The sequence below is a fragment of the Paenibacillus sp. FSL K6-2862 genome (assembly GCF_038005125.1).
Classification (GTDB): domain Bacteria; phylum Bacillota; class Bacilli; order Paenibacillales; family Paenibacillaceae; genus Paenibacillus; species Paenibacillus illinoisensis_A.
In genome coordinates this window covers 3,815,766-3,835,053 of the sequence record NZ_JBBOSN010000001.1, presented here as the reverse complement: position 1 = coordinate 3,835,053, position 19,288 = coordinate 3,815,766, and the positions used below count along the sequence as shown (strand labels likewise).

General features: G+C 46.4%; 17 protein-coding genes. 11 read left to right on the top strand and 6 right to left on the bottom strand.

Going from position 1 to position 19,288, the window contains the following annotated elements; translation table 11 throughout:
• Positions 1 to 49: 49 nt before the first annotated feature.
• Positions 50 to 1,252 (top strand): S8 family serine peptidase, encoded by a 1,203-nt coding sequence (locus MHB82_RS17230; RefSeq protein WP_341175398.1) that lies wholly within the window; start codon positions 50 to 52, stop codon positions 1,250 to 1,252.
• A gap of 361 nt (positions 1,253 to 1,613) precedes the next feature.
• On the opposite strand, the gene MHB82_RS17225 is transcribed toward MHB82_RS17230, so the two are convergent.
• The gene (locus MHB82_RS17225) at positions 1,614 to 2,039 is read right to left on the bottom strand and encodes a MarR family winged helix-turn-helix transcriptional regulator (protein ID WP_110823002.1); all 426 of its coding nucleotides are present in this window, start codon (positions 2,037 to 2,039) and stop codon (positions 1,614 to 1,616) included.
• Positions 2,040 to 2,183: 144 nt separating this feature from the next.
• Positions 2,184 to 2,822 carry a nitroreductase family protein gene (locus MHB82_RS17220; protein ID WP_341175397.1) on the bottom strand — a complete coding sequence of 213 codons (639 nt, stop codon included), beginning with the start codon at positions 2,820 to 2,822 and terminating at the stop codon, positions 2,184 to 2,186.
• A 247-nt stretch (positions 2,823 to 3,069) separates the two neighbouring features.
• Here MHB82_RS17220 and MHB82_RS17215 point away from each other — a divergent pair, with 247 nt between their 5' ends.
• On the top strand, positions 3,070 to 3,525 hold the full coding sequence (locus MHB82_RS17215; RefSeq protein WP_341175396.1) for a DinB family protein: 456 nt from the start codon (positions 3,070 to 3,072) through the stop codon (positions 3,523 to 3,525).
• 259 nt (positions 3,526 to 3,784) lie between these two features.
• On the opposite strand, the gene MHB82_RS17210 is transcribed toward MHB82_RS17215, so the two are convergent.
• The 3 genes from MHB82_RS17210 to MHB82_RS17200 form a co-directional block, all read right to left on the bottom strand.
• A complete protein-coding gene (locus tag MHB82_RS17210) occupies positions 3,785 to 4,093 on the bottom strand; it encodes a cupin domain-containing protein (protein WP_110823371.1) in 309 nt (102 codons plus the stop codon).
• A 208-nt stretch (positions 4,094 to 4,301) separates the two neighbouring features.
• The gene (locus MHB82_RS17205; RefSeq protein WP_341175395.1) at positions 4,302 to 5,129 is read right to left on the bottom strand and encodes a helix-turn-helix transcriptional regulator; all 828 of its coding nucleotides are present in this window, start codon (positions 5,127 to 5,129) and stop codon (positions 4,302 to 4,304) included.
• Between the two features lie 445 nt (positions 5,130 to 5,574).
• Positions 5,575 to 6,855: a glycoside hydrolase family 125 protein gene (locus MHB82_RS17200; RefSeq protein ID WP_341175394.1), complete on the bottom strand. Its 1,281-nt coding sequence runs from the start codon at positions 6,853 to 6,855 to the stop codon at positions 5,575 to 5,577.
• Positions 6,856 to 7,262: 407 nt separating this feature from the next.
• On the opposite strand from MHB82_RS17200, the gene MHB82_RS17195 reads away from it, so the two are divergent.
• From MHB82_RS17195 to MHB82_RS17180, 4 genes are read left to right on the top strand one after another with little or no spacing between them, the layout of a single operon-like run.
• A complete protein-coding gene (locus MHB82_RS17195; RefSeq protein ID WP_095286731.1) occupies positions 7,263 to 8,213 on the top strand; it encodes an ABC transporter permease in 951 nt (316 codons plus the stop codon).
• A 16-nt stretch (positions 8,214 to 8,229) separates the two neighbouring features.
• Complete coding sequence (locus MHB82_RS17190; protein ID WP_095357638.1) at positions 8,230 to 9,141, top strand: carbohydrate ABC transporter permease; 912 nt, start codon at positions 8,230 to 8,232, stop codon at positions 9,139 to 9,141.
• 38 nt (positions 9,142 to 9,179) lie between these two features.
• Positions 9,180 to 10,790, top strand: coding sequence for an extracellular solute-binding protein (locus MHB82_RS17185; protein ID WP_110822998.1), 1,611 nt, complete (start codon positions 9,180 to 9,182; stop codon positions 10,788 to 10,790).
• A gap of 52 nt (positions 10,791 to 10,842) precedes the next feature.
• A complete protein-coding gene (locus tag MHB82_RS17180) occupies positions 10,843 to 11,859 on the top strand; it encodes a glycoside hydrolase family 130 protein (protein WP_341175393.1) in 1,017 nt (338 codons plus the stop codon).
• Positions 11,860 to 11,916: 57 nt separating this feature from the next.
• Here MHB82_RS17180 and MHB82_RS17175 read toward each other — a convergent pair whose 3' ends face one another.
• Entirely contained in the window at positions 11,917 to 14,253 is a 2,337-nt protein-coding gene (locus MHB82_RS17175) for a helix-turn-helix domain-containing protein (protein WP_341175392.1), read from the bottom strand.
• A gap of 279 nt (positions 14,254 to 14,532) precedes the next feature.
• Here MHB82_RS17175 and MHB82_RS17170 point away from each other — a divergent pair, with 279 nt between their 5' ends.
• Genes MHB82_RS17170 through MHB82_RS17150 form a run of 5 tightly spaced genes read left to right on the top strand, consistent with a single transcriptional unit; the run spans position 14,533 to position 19,160 of the window.
• A complete protein-coding gene (locus MHB82_RS17170; RefSeq protein ID WP_341176655.1) occupies positions 14,533 to 15,585 on the top strand; it encodes an amidohydrolase/deacetylase family metallohydrolase in 1,053 nt (350 codons plus the stop codon).
• Entirely contained in the window at positions 15,563 to 16,672 is a 1,110-nt protein-coding gene (locus MHB82_RS17165) for a DgaE family pyridoxal phosphate-dependent ammonia lyase (RefSeq protein ID WP_341175391.1), read from the top strand. The genes MHB82_RS17170 and MHB82_RS17165 overlap by 23 nt, the downstream gene beginning before the upstream one ends.
• Positions 16,669 to 17,424 carry a 2-dehydro-3-deoxy-phosphogluconate aldolase gene (gene dagF, locus MHB82_RS17160; RefSeq protein WP_341175390.1) on the top strand — a complete coding sequence of 252 codons (756 nt, stop codon included), beginning with the start codon at positions 16,669 to 16,671 and terminating at the stop codon, positions 17,422 to 17,424. The genes MHB82_RS17165 and dagF overlap by 4 nt, the downstream gene beginning before the upstream one ends.
• Complete coding sequence (locus MHB82_RS17155) at positions 17,417 to 18,430, top strand: sugar kinase (RefSeq protein ID WP_341175389.1); 1,014 nt, start codon at positions 17,417 to 17,419, stop codon at positions 18,428 to 18,430. Before dagF ends, MHB82_RS17155 begins: the two co-directional genes overlap by 8 nt.
• Positions 18,417 to 19,160, top strand: a complete 744-nt coding sequence (locus MHB82_RS17150; RefSeq protein ID WP_176475937.1) for a GntR family transcriptional regulator — start codon at positions 18,417 to 18,419, stop codon at positions 19,158 to 19,160. Before MHB82_RS17155 ends, MHB82_RS17150 begins: the two co-directional genes overlap by 14 nt.
• The last annotated feature ends 128 nt before the right edge of the window (positions 19,161 to 19,288 follow it).

The window sequence follows — 19,288 nt, the reverse complement described above, 5'->3', positions numbered from 1 at the left end:
TCTTTTCTGTTATACAATCGCTGTTAGAAGATATAGGGGGATAACAACGATGGCATTTCCTGATCCGACATGGGCAAGGTTAGGATTTATGGAACCACCGGATTTTCATAATTCCGGCCATAATATTGGAGTAGTAATCATTGATAAAATGAAGCCCCATCATACGATTCGCCACTTGGGTGACCGAATTAAGTACGTAATTGTCGAAAATGATCTAACTATAAATTGCAATAATATTGCATTCCAATCTTCAGGTGAGGTAGATGAGGAAGTCGGTGAACATGGCTTGATGACCATATTAACCCTGTCTCATAAACCTTTCTTTTTAGAAGGAAAAACACATGTAGGTCTTTCTCCTGCTGCAAACTTCATTGTGCTTGACCATGGTGCTTTCAGAGAAGGTGAAGGTGAGCGTTTAAAATATGGAATGGATTGGGTCCTGAAACAGCCAAACTGGAATATTAAAATTATTTTATGCACAGGTTGGCATGCTTCAGATAATCCTGTACTCCTACAGAAAACTCATAAGAATTCAACAGTCCAAGCTTTAAATTCTGCAGTCGAAAGAGGTTTGATGGTCATCTGTTCGAACGGCAATAGCAGATTGGGCAACATTATGCCGCCTATCGAACATTTCACTGTGGGCGGTTTCAATGATCGTGGGAAGGCGGAGCGTCACCTACATTTGCCTTATCCCGATGAGCCGTTTGGCAAGAATGGAGATGGACATTTCAGGCCAGATATTCTAGCTCCAAGAGTATATCTAACGCTTCCTTTCTGTGAGTCCAAGCAGAGAGAAGAACAGGTATCATATTATTGGGGAACTTCCGGTGCAGCAACGCTCGTAACGGGTATTGCTGCGTACTTATTTTCTAAATATCCAGAATTAGATACAAAAAACTTACGTAGTAAATTGATTGAGAATGCTGATCCAATAGAAGACTACAAAAATAATGCACCAAGAATAAATGTAGGTAATGTAATTCATAGTTTAGAAATGCAGGTTAACCTGAAAAAAGCAAACCAATGTGTATCGAGTTTCCGTATTGCTGGCCATGACCATTCTATAGAATCTTTAGATGATATTGAAAGGGGGTTAGCTTTATCCAAACTTGTTCAACAACAAATCGTAACTCGACAAGAATTATGGAAGTATGCAGAAGATGAATCCGATGTAATAAGGAAAATTGCAGTATACGCCTTAGCTAAACCAGAAGACGAATATGAGAGAAGCGCTATTGGAAACGATTAAGCGAGGAAAGCGAGGGAGGAGTGCGCGGTTGGTATGCGCACGGATTGTTACAAAATACGAATAAGTCAGAAGTATCCAAGTGGATTCCATGTTCCACAGATAGCAATTGGGCAGTCCGTTGGTCTGTTAGTGAATACTTAACTAGATATGTTGAATCCTTTCCTCAATTGGAAAAGACGCATGATCCGGATTTGATACAAGAAAAGGCAAGTAAGGTACTGCAGTGGTTAAAAAAAATCCAAGAATTTAATGTGAAGAAGAACAGATGAAAACGGTCTATAAAAATCGTTACGTTAATAGGACGTAAGGATCTCCATAAGATAGACCAAGCTCGGCAGTTCCAGACCGTTTCCATTAAATGTTACATATCTTTCATATTGAATTGCATTCGTGCGAGCATGTCTGTCATCATGGCAACTTCTTCCTCACTGAAATCAAGCAGCATCTGATGAACGAACTGGTTACGATCCTGTTTGAAGTTGGCTATATGTGTGAGTCCTTGTTCTGTTAACCGAACGAAGGTTTCTCTTTGGTCAATGGGATTTCGTCTTCTTGATACGAGACCATCTGCTTCCAGCTGCTTCAAATGGCGTGTAATGGCAGCACTGTCGATGTGAATGGCTTTTTGCAAATGGCTTTGAGTCACCTCTTCATGAATATAGAGATGATACAGCAGAACATATCGTGAGGAACTGATCCCCGTACAACGTTCAAATTTGGGTTTCAGCTGATTGCTTATATTTTTAAGTAGAATTAATAGATTTTCTTGCTCCAATGAACAATTCATGTGTGCCCCTCCTTGAATGGTGCCGAATATCTTGGAAAAGCAGCCTGGTAACCAAGGCACATCTCTTCCAAGACATTCAGCAGCTAAAGGCAACTATATCACAATGTGATGGCTGCTCGCATTATGGCATGCAGCTTATTTGATTTAAGCCCAGAATGTCGTTTCTTCTGCTGGCAGGCGGTAGGACGTATATCCCTCGCTCGCAGCTCTACCGATGGTCAGCAGCATGACGGGTACATAACGTTCTTTATCCAATCCAAACACTTCGGCAATTTGATCTTTTTCATATCCACCAATTGGATTGGTGTCATATCCATGCGCACGGGCAACCAGCATCAATTGCATGGAAACCAGACCGGAGTCAAGCATAATGACATCGTTCATTTCAGCATCAGACATGCTGTTATAGATCGGTTTGAATGCATTCAACTGAAAGTCCTTGACATCCTGTGGCATTAATCCGAGATCAACGGCTTTTCCATAAATGTTTTCGGCATAATCGAAGTTGTTTTTGTCCGCAAACACGGCAATAACAGCTGACGCTTGAGCTACTTTTTCTTTGTTGAAGCGGGACAGTGGCACGAGTTTGTCTTTTCCCTCTGGCGTATCCACAACAAGGAAACGCCAAGGCTGCATGTTAATGGAGGAAGGAGCAGTGCTCGCTTCGTTGATCATTTGAGTCATTTCTTCTCTGGTAATCTTGATGGATGGATCATAAGTCTTAATCGAGCGGCGTCCGTATATAATTTCATTAAAATCGTTTGTTTTTTGAGATGGTTTCATAATCATTTCTCTCCCTTTATCTAATAGTTGATACATCAATATTTGACTAGTCAATAGTTGATATGTCAAATATAATTGAATTCTTGAATCATTTCAACCTTTTTTATTCTGTTAAAATATGCCAAACTATGAGATGAACGATTGTATTGTTCAATTGCACAATAAGAAAATGAGCGTTTGTCGAATGTAGTTGATTAGAAGGTAATTGGTGAATTTAAAGTGATGAGAAGAAGAGAGGGTTGTCGAAATGAAGACAATTAAGGCTATGATGGAGCATCTGTACTGGGCCGACGAACGAATCTTGGACGCGGTTTTGAAAAGTGAGACGAGGAACAAAGACCTGTTAAAGCTGGTTAGGCATGTCGCGGTTGCAGAACGTGTCTGGCTATCCCGATTGCATGGCAAGGGCAGCGGGCAATATTCGTTGTGGGAGGAGGCTGAAGACCTCTCCGTGATTCGGTCGATGTTCGAAGAAAACGCCAAGCAATATCGCGTCTATATAGAAGGACTTGATGAATCCCAATTGGATGAGATGCTCGACTACGCGAACCAGAGCGGGGTTCTGTTTCAAACGTCCGTCCGGGACATTCTGTCACAGGTTATCTTACATGGGCAATATCACCGGGGACAGATCAACCAAGCGCTTCGAATTGAATCGTCAGAGCCTGTCCCAATCGATTACATCACGTTTGCGAGGCTTTAACGGCGGCTCATAATCACCAATAAACTGAATTGAAGTGGCTTTGAGATAACACTTAAAGGTAGCTCAATAAAAAAGTACTGGGAATAACAGCTAATAACCAAAGAGTTGAAAAAAATAGAAAGGAGCTTCTGCTACCAGCTCCTTTCTTAGGTAAATGAATGTTCTGAATAAGCTCACTGACGCTCTTGCCACAAACAAACCATGAGGTTCAAAGACCTTTGACGGCTGTATAGTGGGCCCCAATTCCCGTTCGTATTTGCTAAGCTTTTGGCTCCATCAACATGATATGACATTCTTTTATGGCGGATGGCTTGATCTCTATTCCTTTCGGGATAACAATCATCTCATCCTTGTAAATCTTCACTTGACTATCACGAAAATCAATGATCATTTCCCCTTCGATCACGAAAAATACCTTATCTGTTTCTTCATGAACATGCCAATCGAATTCTCCGGCAATCTTTACAAGCTTAATTTGATAGTCATTCATTTCACCAATGAATTTTGGAGTCCATTGATCATGAATTGTAGATAGTTCCTCACTCAGTTTAATAACTTGATAATGGATAGTAATCACTCCTTATTTTTATGTACTTTGCTTCACAAGAATGCAAACACTGAAATTGGCGATTCACCACCTGGGGTCCGTAACATATCATTTTGGGATGATCAGACATTTACGTTTTTACATACGCAATATTCCAGACATCTTGTTTTCCTGGCTTGCTATTAGCATATAATTTTTATTTTCAGTTTAAAATGGATACCTGTTGAAACTAACATGGATTATTGGTGAATCTCTGCCTATACTCGGTTGGAGAAAGACCAAATTGTTTCTTGAACACTCTACTAAAATAAAAGGGGTCTGTAATTCCAACAGATTCTGCAATCTGCTGTACTGAGACATCACTTGTAAATAACATTTTTTGCGCCATGTTAATGCGGTATTTCAGTACATATTCTGCGGGCCCCATACCAGAATGTCTTCTAAACACATAAGAAAGTCGATTTCGATTAACGTCATAATGCTCTGCGAGCGATGATATTGTAAGACCTTGATAATAGTATTCATGTATGAATTTCGATACACTTTGGAATAAGGCAAGTGATTCACTGCTAGTTTGCCTGTTATCCGCACATAATAATGCTTCATTTAGTGCATCACGAAACAACATTTCTGTCTGAAACATCGAAATTCCACCTTGCTGATTATACACATGCCAAAGCCGTATAATTAATTCGGTTAGACGGGTGGAATCTCCGGTTGGCAATTCAAAATGTTGATGAGAAAAGGACGACTCTTTTAATTTTGAGTCATGTATCCGGTATAACACAAGAATATACTCCCAGTTAGTGTCACCAAACATTGTTTGTTCTAGTTTCATTTTCGCTCCCCCATGAACAATTTTCCCTGGCGTAAAAATATAAGGCATTCCATTAAAATGAAATTGTATTTTCCCTGTCAAGGGGAACACAAATCCCGGGAAAGAATCTGTATAATCTGCGTAGGGCACTCCAGATGTATTACCATATCGGTATACTCCTTCTACTTGAAAAGGAATTTGTGCAAAGTGTTCTGCTAGTAGATTGATGTTTATGTTCACAGTGCGACCTCACTTCAATAGTAGTATGTGATCAAATTTTGAAGTTAATTAATCAATGTATTTCCTATATTCACATTATTGATAACGATTATCATTGTCAAGAACGAACGTACTAATGCTCACCGGGATAATTGAATGAGTTCAGAAATTAAATAACATGAGAATTTTTTCAACAGGATCACCTTGAGACATTGGTGCTCCTGTATTGTCTGTGAATCATTTACGCTGGCGTTGAAGCACGTATTATGAGGCAAGCGACAGCGTGTCTAATGTCAAAATCGATCGGACTCGGATTAGCTACTAAATATAGAATAGTGAGGAAACCTACAAAAAACGAAAAACCTGCTGCGGCCTTCCCTATAAACAGGACGGTGCAGAGGTTTTTTGTTGGAATACGATAATTCTCGCTGTAGCTGTCTCTAAAAGAGTGTATATCTTAGTGGGCTTAAATAATTCCCTTGTCCATCGCTTTGCCGATCAGCGTAGCAAAAAGGCTGTTAGACCAGGCGAACCATTCACGTGAAAAGTCAGAGGGATCATCCGGGTGAAAGCCTTCGTGCATATACCCGGTATCTGCATCAGTCCTGATCAGCATATCGATTAATTCTTTCATTTCTTCATCGTTATCTGCTGTTAGCGCCTGCATAGACAGTGCCATATGCCACACATAACCTCCTGGCGTATGCGGACTGCCAATGCCTTTGGCATGTTTACCTTCGAAGTAGAAGGGGTTATCGAAACTGAGGGCAAATCGGCGGGTGTTTTGATATATTTCATCCTCCACCCCTACATAACCAATATAAGGAATAGATAGTAATCCCGGTGTGCCAGCATCATCCATCAGTGAATAGTTCCCAAATCCATCCGTTTCATAGGCGTAGATTCGACCGTATTTCGGATGATTCACAATCCCGTACGTCCGGATACCGAAGTCAATTTCCTTGCGCAGCTTCGCTGCTCGGGCAGCCAGCCTTTCGTCCTTATAAATAACGCTGGCAATCTCGCGGATATACTCGAGAATCACCACAGCGAACATGTTGGAGGGGATGTTGTAGCCGAATTCGCAGCTGTCATCACTCGGGCGGAAGCCCGACCAGCTCATGCCGGTGTAGTTGACAGGCATGCCGCGTCCGTTATTGTACAACGTCTCCGTATCCTGAAGCGTCTGTCGGATAAAATGGTAGGACGACTTCTCTCCGTGGTACTGCTCCGTTTCAATAACGTTCACAATGGAGCTGAGTGCTCGGTAGCATTCGGTATCGAAGATATCGGTTTGCTCCGCTTCCTTCCAGTACATATAAACCAGCTGAACGACAAAGCAGAGGGAATCCAGCTCGTATTTACGCTCCCACATCCAGGGGTTTAAATTGCAATCATCCGTAGCTCGGTAATGCTTGTCGCTTGCTGTTTCATTAAATGCATTCGTGTACGGGTCGATATTCACATAGAACATCTGCCGGGCTATGAGGCCGCGAAGAATCCGCTGAAGCTCAGAGTCATTTTTGGCAAACGGGATGTAGTGGCGCACCTGCTCCGTAGAATCGCGCAACCACATGGCTGGAATATCGCCAGTAAATACAAAAGTGGTGCCGTCTTCAAGCAGCTTGGTTGTCGTCTCAAGTGTATTGGGGAAGCAGTTGCGGAACAGCTTTTGCAATTTGGGATGATGGGCAAGCCGTTCGTCGGCTTCATTCAAGTACTCGGTAATGGAAGGTGGCAGATTCATAGTCAAAACTCCTCCTACATAGTTAGGTTAAGGTTGCACGGCTCATAATATAAACCTTCTGATATCATCAGTCCGTGTGGTAGCCTTGGCATTCGTAGCAAATGTTTGCATACTTGCCCGTTGATCACAATATGTAACTTTTGCAGCTTAAAGGGAGGTTCATAATTCACACATTATCGCCATCATTTATCAGTGGTTATTTAAATCACGGCAAGCCCGAAAGTACCGCTGCAGCCCGGTTATACGCGTTTTCTAAGATGACAATGCACAACCTACATATTTACGGTGTCAGCTAGGGTTCACTACAATTTGAATTGTAAGCGCTAGCATAAGAGAGGTCAGCTACATGCAAAGCGGATACAAATTTATTTTATGTAACGAAAAAAACCATAGAGAGGAGTGGGAGAATGAAGGTGAGTCATGCTGCAGTATCCGTAAAACCTTCATTAAAGAACAAATCCCTTGGCAAAAGAATTTGGAAAAATTGGGAGCTTTATTTGTTCATGCTTCCCGCGTTGTTGTATTTCCTCGTTTTTCATTACGGCCCGATGTACGGCATTCAGATTGCTTTCAAGAATTTCGTACCTTCAAAAGGAATTACAGGCAGTGAATGGGTTGGCTTTGACCATTTTGAACGATTCTTCAATTCTTATTTCTTTTGGGATCTGCTTTGGAACACGTTCAGCATCAGCTTCTATGAACTTGCGATCGGGTTTCCACTTCCGATTATTCTGGCGCTAGCCTTTAATGAGGTTCGGAACGGTCCGTTCAAGAAATCGGTTCAGACGGTAACCTATGCTCCGCATTTCATTTCCGTCGTTGTTATGGCGGGGATGATCATTACCTTTCTGTCGCCTTCCAGTGGAATGATCGTCCGGCTCATCGAATTCCTGGGCTTTCAACCAGCACAATTTCTGACGGATCCGGCCTGGTTTAAGACAATTTATGTTTTCTCGGGAGTCTGGCAGAGTACCGGCTGGGGTACGATTATTTATCTCGCGGCTTTGTCTGGCGTAGATCCCCAGCTGCATGAAGCTGCCATTATGGATGGGGCGAGCCGGATTAAACGGATGCTGCATATCAATCTGCCGACAATTGTACCCACCATTACAATCATGTTGATCTTAAATATGGGTAATATACTGGGCCTTGGCTTCGAGAAAATTCTGCTGCTGCAGAATTCACTCAATATGGAAGCCTCCGATGTAATCTCCACCTATGTCTACCGAGCCGGTTTGGTGGATGCCCAGTATAGCTTCTCAACGGCTGTTGGCTTGTTTAACTCGGTAATCAACGTTATTTTGCTTGTTACTGTCAATCAGATTGCCAAACGTACCAGTGAGAATAGCCTCTGGTAGAAAGGAGTTGAGGTCTTTGGTTACTGCCATGAAAGAATCCAGAGGAGACAAGCTGTTTGTGATCTGCACCTATATTTATTTGGTTCTTGCTCTGCTCGTTGTTCTCTATCCGCTGATCTATATTCTCAGTGCTTCCATCAGTTCTCCGAAGGACGTCAATTCGGGAGCCATGTGGCTGTTTCCGAAGAATGTGACATTGGACGGCTACAAGCTTGTTTTCGAAAACCCGAAGATATGGAATGGTTATTTGAACACGATTATTTATACGGTGGTAGGGACTCTGGTCAATCTCGCCGTTACTCTGCCAGCCGCATATGCGCTTAGCAGATCTGATTTTGTCGGGCGTAATCTGTTCATGGGTCTCATTCTGTTTACGATGTTCTTCAGCGGAGGGCTCGTGCCGACGTATCTGCTGGTCAAGAACCTCGGACTCATCAACAGCATGTGGGCATTGATTCTGCCGGTGGCTGCTTCAGTTTGGAATATTGTCGTGGCCCGCACCTTTTTTCAGACGACCATCCCAAAAGAACTGCAGGAAGCGGCTCACATGGATGGCTGTACGAATCTGAAGCTGTTCATTCGCATTATTCTGCCGCTGTCGGCACCCATTATTGCCGTTATGGCTCTATTCTATGGAGTAGGACACTGGAACAGTTATTTCCCGTCCCTGATCTATTTGAATGATGAAGCCAAGTATCCGCTGCAGATGGTTCTGCGCCAGATCCTTGTCCTTCAGGAGATGTCGGCCGAAACCACGGGCGCTTCGATCAATAGTGAGGTGGCGACGGCCATGAACAATAAGGCTGAAACAGCATCACTAATCAAATATGGAGTCATTGTGGTGTCCACGCTTCCGATCGTGGCGGTCTATCCATTCCTGCAGCGTTACTTTGTCCAAGGGGTCATGATTGGCTCAGTTAAAGGTTGAACCATTAGAATGTGTATATAACAAGGGAGGAATTATTTATGCAGACCACACGCAAACCATGGAAGCTTCTGTTGTCTTCGGCTCTAGTTCTTACACTGCTGGCAGGCTGCAGTAATGCTGACAAAGGAGCAGGAGATAACAGTACCGGAGCGGTTGCTGTGAATAAAGAGGGTTTCCCGATTGTCAATGACTCCGTAACTCTTACGCTTATGGCGCCGGATGTAGGGATTCAGAACTGGGAGAACATGAAAGTGCTCCAGCAGATGCAGGAGAAGACAGGCATTAAGCTAGAATACAGGAATGCACCGAAGGACAGCTTCGAGACCAAGAAGAATCTGGTGCTCGCCAGCGGAGATTACCCGGATATACTCTATGCTGCCGGTTTGACTACTGCGGAGCAGATGAATTATGGAGAGCAGGGTATCCTCGTTCCACTGGAGGATCTGATTGAAGAATATGCTCCGAACTTCAAGGCCTTGCTGGATGAGAACCCGGATGTCCGGAAATCCATTACAGCACCGGACGGGCATATCTACTCTTTGCCGGTAGTAGAACTAAGTCAGCATTGGTATCGCAACCCAATGTGGTACAACGGGGACTTCCTGAAAGCATTAAACATTGACAAGCTTCCCGAAACGACAGAAGAGCTGTATACCTACCTGAAGCGTGTGAAAGAGGAGGATCCGAACGGTAACGGTATCGCTGATGAAATTCCGATATCTTCGGTGACAACACCTGCTGCCAACCTCCGTGATATTCGCACCTGGCTGCTTGGCGCCTTCGGTATTTATGAAGAAGAAGTATACGTGGATGATAACGATAAGGTGCACTATACACCGCTTGAAGAAGGTTATAAGGAATATTTGACTTATATGAATCGTCTGTGGTCCGAAGAGCTACTGGATCATGAGAGCTTCTCGCAGACGGCAGAGCAAAAGAAGGCTAAGGCACAGAACAACCAGGTCGCCCTCTTCTCCGACTGGCATGCCTACATGTCCAAAGGCGGAGAGCCTTCGACTGCAGATCCGATGTTTGCACCTGTCCGTAGCGAATCGGTTGATGCTCCGGCGATTGCGAAGAACAGAGGCATTACAACGGGTGCCTTTGCCATTACGGAGAGCAACCCGGCGCCGGAAGCCTCCATGCGTTGGGTGGATTATCTCTATTCCTACGAAGGTGCCATGTTCTTCAATAAAGGGCCAGAGGGCATTCTCTGGGAATACACCGACAAAGAAAACCGGGTCAAGAAATACTTGCCTGTACCGGACGGAAAGGAAATGGAAGATTATCGAGCCACTCTGACACCTAACTACGGTATTCCTGCTCCGACCCTGTCCATGGATGATATTAGTAAAGGGCTGAAGACAGACTTTGATCTCTGGGTAGAGAAGGAAACGAAGCAGAAGCTTCTCGATAAAGGCGCTCGGATTCCGTTCCCAACACTGTTCCTGACCGTGGAAGAACAGACGGAAATCAGCAACCTGAATTCGGATTTGAGCACTTATGTGAAGCAGATGGAAGCGAAGTTTATCACCGGTGCAGAGCCGCTAACCAGTTGGGACAATTATGTGGCTACCGTTAAGAAAATGGGCGGAGAGCGTGTGGCTGAAATTAATCAGGCTGCGTATGACCGCTGGAAATCCAACTAATCAAGCCCATGCGTAAACTATACCTTGAACATGAATTCCAGGAGGAACAGACATGCAGATAACGAGACACCCGAACAATCCCATTGTCGTCCCGGGCGGCTATGAGTGGCGCAAGGTTACGGTCTTCAACCCGGCGGTCATCATAGATAACGGCAAATTTTACATGATTGAGCGCACCGCAGGCTCCCTGACTCCATGCAAGAATTATCTGGGGCTGCTGGAGAGCGATGACGGCGTTAACTTCACCCACGTGAAGGATGAGCCCATTGTGACCCCCGATATGCTGGGTTTTCCTTATGGCAGTGTGCAGGACCCTCGTATTGTCAAAATTGATGGAACCTTTTATCTGAACTACGCCCTGCGTCCCTGTGCAATGAGCTATTATCCTACCGGAGCTGGCGTCCCCCTGCGCACTATTCCCGAATATCCGGACGGATGGGGGAAAGAGGAGGGACACTGGTTGACCCGCTCCTCCATTCTGAAATCGGATAATCTCCTGGATTGGGAGTTTGTGGCGGATACGACGCCCCTTGATATTAACGACCGGGACAACATTCTGTTTCCTGAAAAAATAGATGGCAAATTCGTGCTCCTGCGCCGCCCCGAGGAATATGTGGGTGAAGACTACGGTACGGATAAGGCGGCCATGTGGATTACCTACTCCGAGGATCTGGTGAACTGGGAAGAGCCCAAGCTGCTCGCTACCGCCGGAAACCTGTCCTGGGAATCGCGGAAAATCGGGGGCTCGACGCCTCCTATCCGTACCGACAAGGGCTGGCTGATGCTCTATCACGGCGTCGATGAAGATATCGTCTACCGTGTGGGAGCTATGCTGCTGGATTTGGAGAAGCCTGAGAAAATCATTGCCCGGACCCATCATTTCATTATGGAGCCGGAGACGTACTACGAGAAATTTGGATTCCAGATTCCGAATGTAATCTTCCCGACCGGAAACGTGGTCAAAGACGGACTGCTCTATATCTATTACGGAGTAACGGATACAGCGATTGCTCTCGCCACGGTTCCTCTGGATGAACTGGTAGAGCATATCCTTCGAGAAGGGCAGTAAGCGGGCTAACTTGGTTAGTGTTTCAGGTGCTTTGCAGGGGAAGAAGGAAGCCCGGAATTAAATGGGCCTTTTCACAACAGTCTCCTTCAAAGCATGTTCTTTACGATATTGCCCTGGTGTAAGACCGATTTCTTTTTTGAACTTGCGGATGAAATTCGGCGTATCCAAATAACCGACCTGCTCGATAATTTCCTTGAGCGGTGCGCTAGTATTCTCTAACAGCCGGATAACTTCATCCACACGTTTTTGCCAGATATATTGTGAGAAATTGCTGCCAGTCTTCTCTTTGAAACTCCGGCTCAAATAAGAGGTTGAAATGGCAAACTTAAGCGCCACATGTTCCAGGCTGAGTGTGTAGTCTGCGAACTGCTCGTCCACGTATGCCAGAATGTCATCCATTAACGATGATTCGCTAGTCTCCGTGTTCCGCTCGACCTGCATGCAAATGTCAGCGGCCAGAGAGAGCAGGCGGTTCTCCAGCTCTTCCAGCGTTTCAAAGGAGGTCAATTCCGGCATATTGGCAAACACACTGTCCATCCCAAGTTCGGAGGCCGTGCGCAGAAAAGCGTTCAGCAGTTCGAAGCAGATGCAGCGCAGCAGATGAACCTGCAGCGGCTCGTCTTTGATCATCTCGATGGTATCAGCAATCATCTGGACGGCTACGGGTTCGTTGCCCTGTTTCAGACTCTGCTCCAGCTTCAACATGGATTTGCGCGGAATCCAGAAACTCTCGGTGGCGGAAGGGTTCAGCTCTGCAAGCTGCTCAAAGTAGGTTACCTGTCCGCTGCGACGGATCATTCGGTGTTCCAGTGCCGCAGCAGCTTCAATAAACGATTGGTTAAGGCGGCTCAGGTCGCTGTATGCCATACCGACACCGATGCTTAAGGACAGCTGCGAGTGCTCGCGAATGATCGCTTGAATGCCTTCAATAACCTGCTCCATCCGGGTCTGGACGAGCATGTCCGCATCTCCGTGAAGCGAAATGATCAGGGCAAATTGGTCCTTGACCGAAAATTCCACACCAAAGATCTGTGCACCAGAAGTGGGCAAGCACACATTGCTGAGGATTTCCTGCAGGAGATGCCGTTCCTGCCAGGACTTGCTGCCCGGCTTGGTGTCATCCCAGGATAATATAGCTGAGAAATAGAGTCCTTCTCCCTGAGGATGGCTGAAGCCGGTACTGAAGATCATCTGCTCAATCTCAGGGTCGTCCGGCTTGCCATGTTTGAGCAGCAGCAGCATACACTGATTGCGGACGAAAGGCTCCTGTAAATCAATTTTGGCACTGTAATCATGGAGAGTCTGCCGGATCCATTCCCACTCATTGCGAACCTTGGGAGCATCCTTGCCGCTGCTTTTCAGCTTGGCGAATTCCATCAGATCCCTGATCGGATGGTACTGCCGTTTGGCCAGCAGCAATGCGGCAGCTATTCCAGTGATTACCGTAATACAAAAGACAATTAAAATCAGGGTCTGAACATGGGCCACACGGCTGAAAAATTGGAAGCTTGGCATCGTGGTCACATAGGTCCAGCCATTTTCTTCTGATTGCACCGAAACGACGGAGTGTTGTTCCCCGTCCAGCTTCAGATTATGAATCCCAGGCTCAAGTCCGGATATCTTCTCAAGGTCGTTCCGTGGAAGGGTGACGCCGTGGCTGTTTGCGGTCAACACCTCTCCAGTAGGACCGAATATATAGCTGCTCCCCGTGAAGTCACTCAAAATCGAATCCATAACGCCAGTAAGCTTGGATTCTTTCATTAAATAGACAACCGTTCCATATGGATAAGGGTCATTCGGTTTAATGGGTACGAGCATGACAAGCATTGGATCTGTCCGGGAATTTATGGTTACATTCTCCGCGGGACGTACCAGCGGTTGTCTGGTTTCATTTAAGTCCTGTCGCAATTCTGCAGGAGTCCAGCGTTCAAATTGATAGAGCGTATCGAAGGTGACATGAAGATCAGCGAGACCACGGTGAGAATAGATATTGGAGTCATTATGGAAATACAGAAGTAGGTCCTCGGCAATGTTGCTGCTGGCTTTGTAATTCGCCAAGGCCTGTACCGCCTCCATGCTGTAGTAGGGATCCTTCACCATGTATGGGGTCAAATACTTGTCATAAGCGATTCGCCCGGCTATTTCCTGAAGCTCGTTCATACGGGTATCTATGGTGTTCTTCACCTGGTTCAGCTGATTGACATTGGATTGTTCAATTTCGACACGAAGTCCCTTGACAGCGTTTTCATATACGAAAATAGTAACCCCTGTTAGAGGAATGAGAAATATGAGGATGTAGGAAAACGCATATTTCAGAAGAAGTCTTGATTTGAAATGATTCCAGCTGAGTCTGAATTGGTTGAGCAAGGATGGCTTGAGTGCCGGATTAGCCATGTAGTTGTCCCTCCCGTATTTAAAAAGTTAGAATTAGTCATTCTGGAATATAAATTTATGTTCTGTTCTGGAGTATACTTAAGTCAGCATAAACATTATAACATTATAATCTTTGGAATAAAGTAGCACGTCAGGTTTATTTTTAATAGAAGGAGGTACAGGTTTCATGAAATGAATCCAATTTTGAATTTTGCCTGTATACCTGGGTCGAAGAAGGAGATGGGATGATTGGGCACAGAGAATGTGCTGCGCAATTTGCAGCTTGTTGACGGGCGGATCATGGATATCGCCATTCAGGACGGGGTCATCACCAACATTACACCGTCAAGCGAGGCCGAGGAAGCTAAGAGAGGTCAAGACTGTTCCGGGTTATATGTGTCTAGCGGATGGATTGATCTGCATGTGCATGCTGTGCCGGAGCTTGATCCCTATGGCGATGATATCGACGAAATTGGTGTGAAGCAGGGAGTAACCACGCTCGTGGATGCCGGAAGCTGCGGTGCAGATCGGATCGGTGCCTTGTACACTGCCAGCCTGAAGGCTGATACGCGGGTGTTTGCTCTATTGAATATTTCGAGGATCGGGCTCGAACGGACAGATGAGCTGTCACAGCTGAAATGGATAGACCGGGCGAAGGCCCAGGCAGCGGCGGCGGCTTATCCTGATTTTATCGTTGGTCTGAAGGCACGCATAAGCGGAAGCGTCGTCAAAGACAACGGCATTGAACCGCTCAAGCTGGCACGCATATTGTCCGAAGAAACGAAGCTGCCGCTCATGGTTCATATTGGTTCCGCTCCGCCTGCAATCTCCGAAGTATTGGAGCTATTACAGCCCGGCGATGTAATAACCCATTACCTTAATGGCAAGTCCAATAACCTGTTCCATGAGGACGGCACACCCCTACAAGGACTGCTTGATGCTGCTTCCCGTGGAGTTCATCTGGATGTGGGACATGGCACAGCGAGCTTCTCCTTCCGGATTGCAGAACAGGCCAAAGTGGCTGGCATTGAACTGAATACAATCAGTACGGATATTTACCGCGGCAACCGTCTGAACGGGCCAGTGTACAGTATGTCGAATGTGCTGACCAAGTTTCTCGTTCTTGGCTACAGTTTGGAAGAGGTCATCCGCGCGGTTACAATCAACGCAGCAGCATGGCTCGGCAAGCCGGAGCTCGGACAGATTAGTGTGGGACAGCAGGCGAACCTGACTTTGTTTGCTCTGGAAGCAGGTGAGAAGCAACTGATGGACTCGGAAGGCGATGTTCGAATGGCACAGCACTATATTAAGGTTAAAGGAGTCTATGCTAATGGATTACTCATTACAAGCTAGATATGGACTGAAGCGTGTGATAAATGCAAGTGGTAGAATGAGCATTCTTGGCGTTTCCGCACCAACGGATTCGGTCATGGAGGCCATGAAACAAGGCGGCCAACAGTACGTAGAAATCGCGGACCTTGTAGACAAATCGGGAGAATATATTGCACACCTGCTTGGTGCGGAAGGGGCAGTTGTTGTGAACTCGGCGTCCAGCGGCATAGCCCTGTCGGTGGCATCCATGGTGACCGGCGGAGATCCGCGGCTCAGTCTTCGTCTTCACCAAGAGCCGATATTGAAAAACGAAATTATTATGCTAAAAGGTCATAACGTGCAATATGGAGCACCTGTTGAAACCATGGTATTTCTTGGCGGCGGCCGGGTTGTGGAAGTGGGATACGCCAATGAAGGCCGGCAGGAGCATATTGAACAGGCTATCGGTGAATATACTGCGGCAATTCTCTATGTCAAATCTCACCACGCTGTCCAAAAGAACATGATTTCTGTGGAAGAGGCCTGGGAGGTAGCACAGCGCAGAGGGGTTCCGCTAATTGTTGATGCCGCAGCAGAAGAAGACCTGTCCAAATATGTCCATTATTCAGATTTGGCGATTTACAGCGGATCCAAAGCGATTGAGGGTCCAACCTCCGGGATTGTTGCCGGTAAAAAGAAATATACCGAATGGCTGAAGGTACAGCTGCACGGGATCGGCCGCAGTATGAAGGTTGGTAAAGAGACTACCTTCGGGCTGCTTCAGGCACTGGAGGAATACCAGAACAAGACCGATAACAGCGAACGGGAGAAGCAAGCGCTGGAGGCTCTTCAGGTGCTCGCTGAGATTTCTGGTGTTTCAGTTCGCATCGTGCAAGATGAAGCGGGCAGAGCGATCTACCGTGGACGCATCCAGGTTGATTCCAATGTTGCAGGAATGGATGCGAAGGATGTGAATGACCAGCTGCGTGAAGGTGAAATTGCGGTATACACTCGAGACTACGGCGTTAAGCAGGGTTATTTCGATATTGATCCAAGGCCGCTGCAAGGTGATGATCTTCAGGTGATTATCACAAGAATAAAAGAAATCGTGGGAGGTGAGCGTAATTGAGTCATATTCAGCAGCGACTGTATAAGAACAGGGCCGCACTTAATGTACTGGCTGGCAGTATCGGGAACGCTAAGGAAGTATACGAAGCTGCAGAAGGATATGTACTGATAGGTGTGCTCTCGAAAAACTACGATACGGTGGAGGAAGCAGTAATTGCCATGACTGCATATGGTCAGGCTATTCAGGATGCCGTATCCATCGGGCTCGGAGCCGGAGACAATCGCCAGGCGGCTGTTGTTGCGGAGATTGCAGCAAGTTATCCGGGAAGCCATATCAATCAGGTCTTTCCGGCAGTGGGGGCAACCCGTGCGAACTTGGGAGCTAAGGACAGTTGGATTAACTGCCTGGTTTCTCCATGTGGGCAACCCGGCTATGTAGATATTTCCACGGGGCCTGTCAGTTCAGGAACCGCTCCGCACGCCATTGTTCCGGTTCATGCTGCGATTGCACTGGTTCGTGACATGGGTGGCAATGCGCTCAAATATTATCCCATGCAGGGTCTGAAGCTGGAGGAGGAGTACCGAGCAGTTGCCAAGGCCTGCGGAGAAGCTGGGTTTGCATTGGAGCCTACGGGTGGAATCGATCTGGCTAACTTCGGAGCCATATTGGAGATTGCCTTAGAGGCAGGTGTGCCCCAGGTTATCCCGCATGTCTACTCCTCCATTATTGATCCAGAGACGGGGAGTACGAACGTGCAGGATGTTCGCAGACTACTCGATATGATGAAATCGCTGGTGGACCGGTATGCCTAGGATCGCTGCTTTTGGCGAAGTGATGATGCGTTTGCAGGTTCCGGGCTATGAAACGCTGATCCAGAGCAGCAGGCTGGAGTATTCTTTCTCTGGCAGCGGGGTAAATGTAACGGCAGCACTGGCTAAATACGGCCATACCGGGGCGCTTATAACAACCTTGCCGGAAACGCCGGTGGGCGAGGCAGCTATCGGTTATCTGCGCAAGCTTGGAGTAGATACTTCACTGATCAGCCGTGGCGGCAAGTATCTGGGGATGTACTTTCTGGAGAATGGCTTTGGAGCCCGTCCCGGCAGAGTCACTTACACAGACAGGCTAGGCAGCAGCTTCAATACCGCGGCGGCAAGTAACTATGATATGCCAGCTCTTGCGGCCAAAGTCGACGTTCTTCATTTATGCGGCATCACGCTGGCAATGAATGAAGGCGTTCGCGAGCAGATGAAACAACTTGCTGTGGAAGTGAAGCGTGCTGGGGGGAAGGTTGTTTTTGATTGCAATTACCGTCCTGCGTTATGGGGAACAGATGGCTATACCAAAGCTCGTCCACACTATGAAGAAATGCTCGAACTTGCGGACATCGCACTGATCAATGAGAAGGATGCGCGCTATATTCTTGGCATTGGGGCCGGAGATTATGATAGAATAACACAGTTAAAGCAAGTGATTCCCGAAGTATTGGAGCGCTTCGGCGTCAGAACGGCAGCGGGAACGCAACGAGAGATTAATGCTGACCATACGCATTCCCTGACAGGTTATATCTGTCATGAAGGTACGTTTGTGTTTTCCGGCAAACTGACTTTCCCGGTGTATGACCGAATCGGAGCCGGCGATGTATTTGCCAGCGCCATTATCCATGGGGAATTGCAGCAATACCCGCATCAGCAAACGATTAATATGGCAGTGGCGGCAGCGATGCTGGCCCATACCACTCCAGGCGATACAGCGCTTTTTAGCGAGAGTGAGGTGCTCCGAGCGCTGTCAGACCATACCTTAGATGTTGAAAGGTAGTGAACAGCGAGTGTCCTTGAAGCGCAAGCAAGGTCCTTTATATCAGCAAATTCAAAAAATTCTCAAAGACCGAATACTGCATGGAGTATATCCTCTCGGAAGCATCATCCCCTCTGAGCCACAGCTGGAGAAGGAATTCGGCGTCAGTAAAATGACGGTCCGCGGTGCGGTTCAAGAGCTGTCTCTAGAAGGATATGTGCAGAAAAAAAGTGGTGTTGGCACGATTGTGATGCGCAATACCTCCCATCAGAAGCTCTCTAAGGGAAAGCGGTTTACAGAGCTGCTCGTAGAAGAGGGTCATAAACTGGAAAAGAGAGTACTGAACTCCCGATTAGTCTCCAATGATGAAGGAACAGAAGAATATGACCGCTTCGGTCCGTATTGTCAGCGGATTGAAAGGCTTTACATTCTGAACGGTCAGCCTTATATTCATCTTATACATTTCCTGGCTGCAGCTGCCCTGCCGGGCGGTACACAAGAAATGAATACAGATATTCAATCCCTGTACGACTCACTGGAGGAGAATGACATTATGCTGGAAAACTTCAGGGACCGTTTCTTTGTAGAGCCAGCACCTCCCGAGGTGTGCCGGCTGCTGGAGATCCCCGCGGGGATGCATGTTCTCAAGCGCCTGCGTAACTCCTATGACGGGGAAGGAAGACTAATAGAGCACAGTATCGGCTGCTATAATACAGAGCTTCATCATTATCTGGTCAGTTATGACACCTGAATTAAAAAGTGTTCATGTTGAGAATCTGAAACGGCATTTTGAAAGATTGAAAAAGATTCAGGATATTTTTCAGGACGCAGATAAGTTTATTCTGTTGAGCCGATACTTGGTAAAATACCCATTACTTC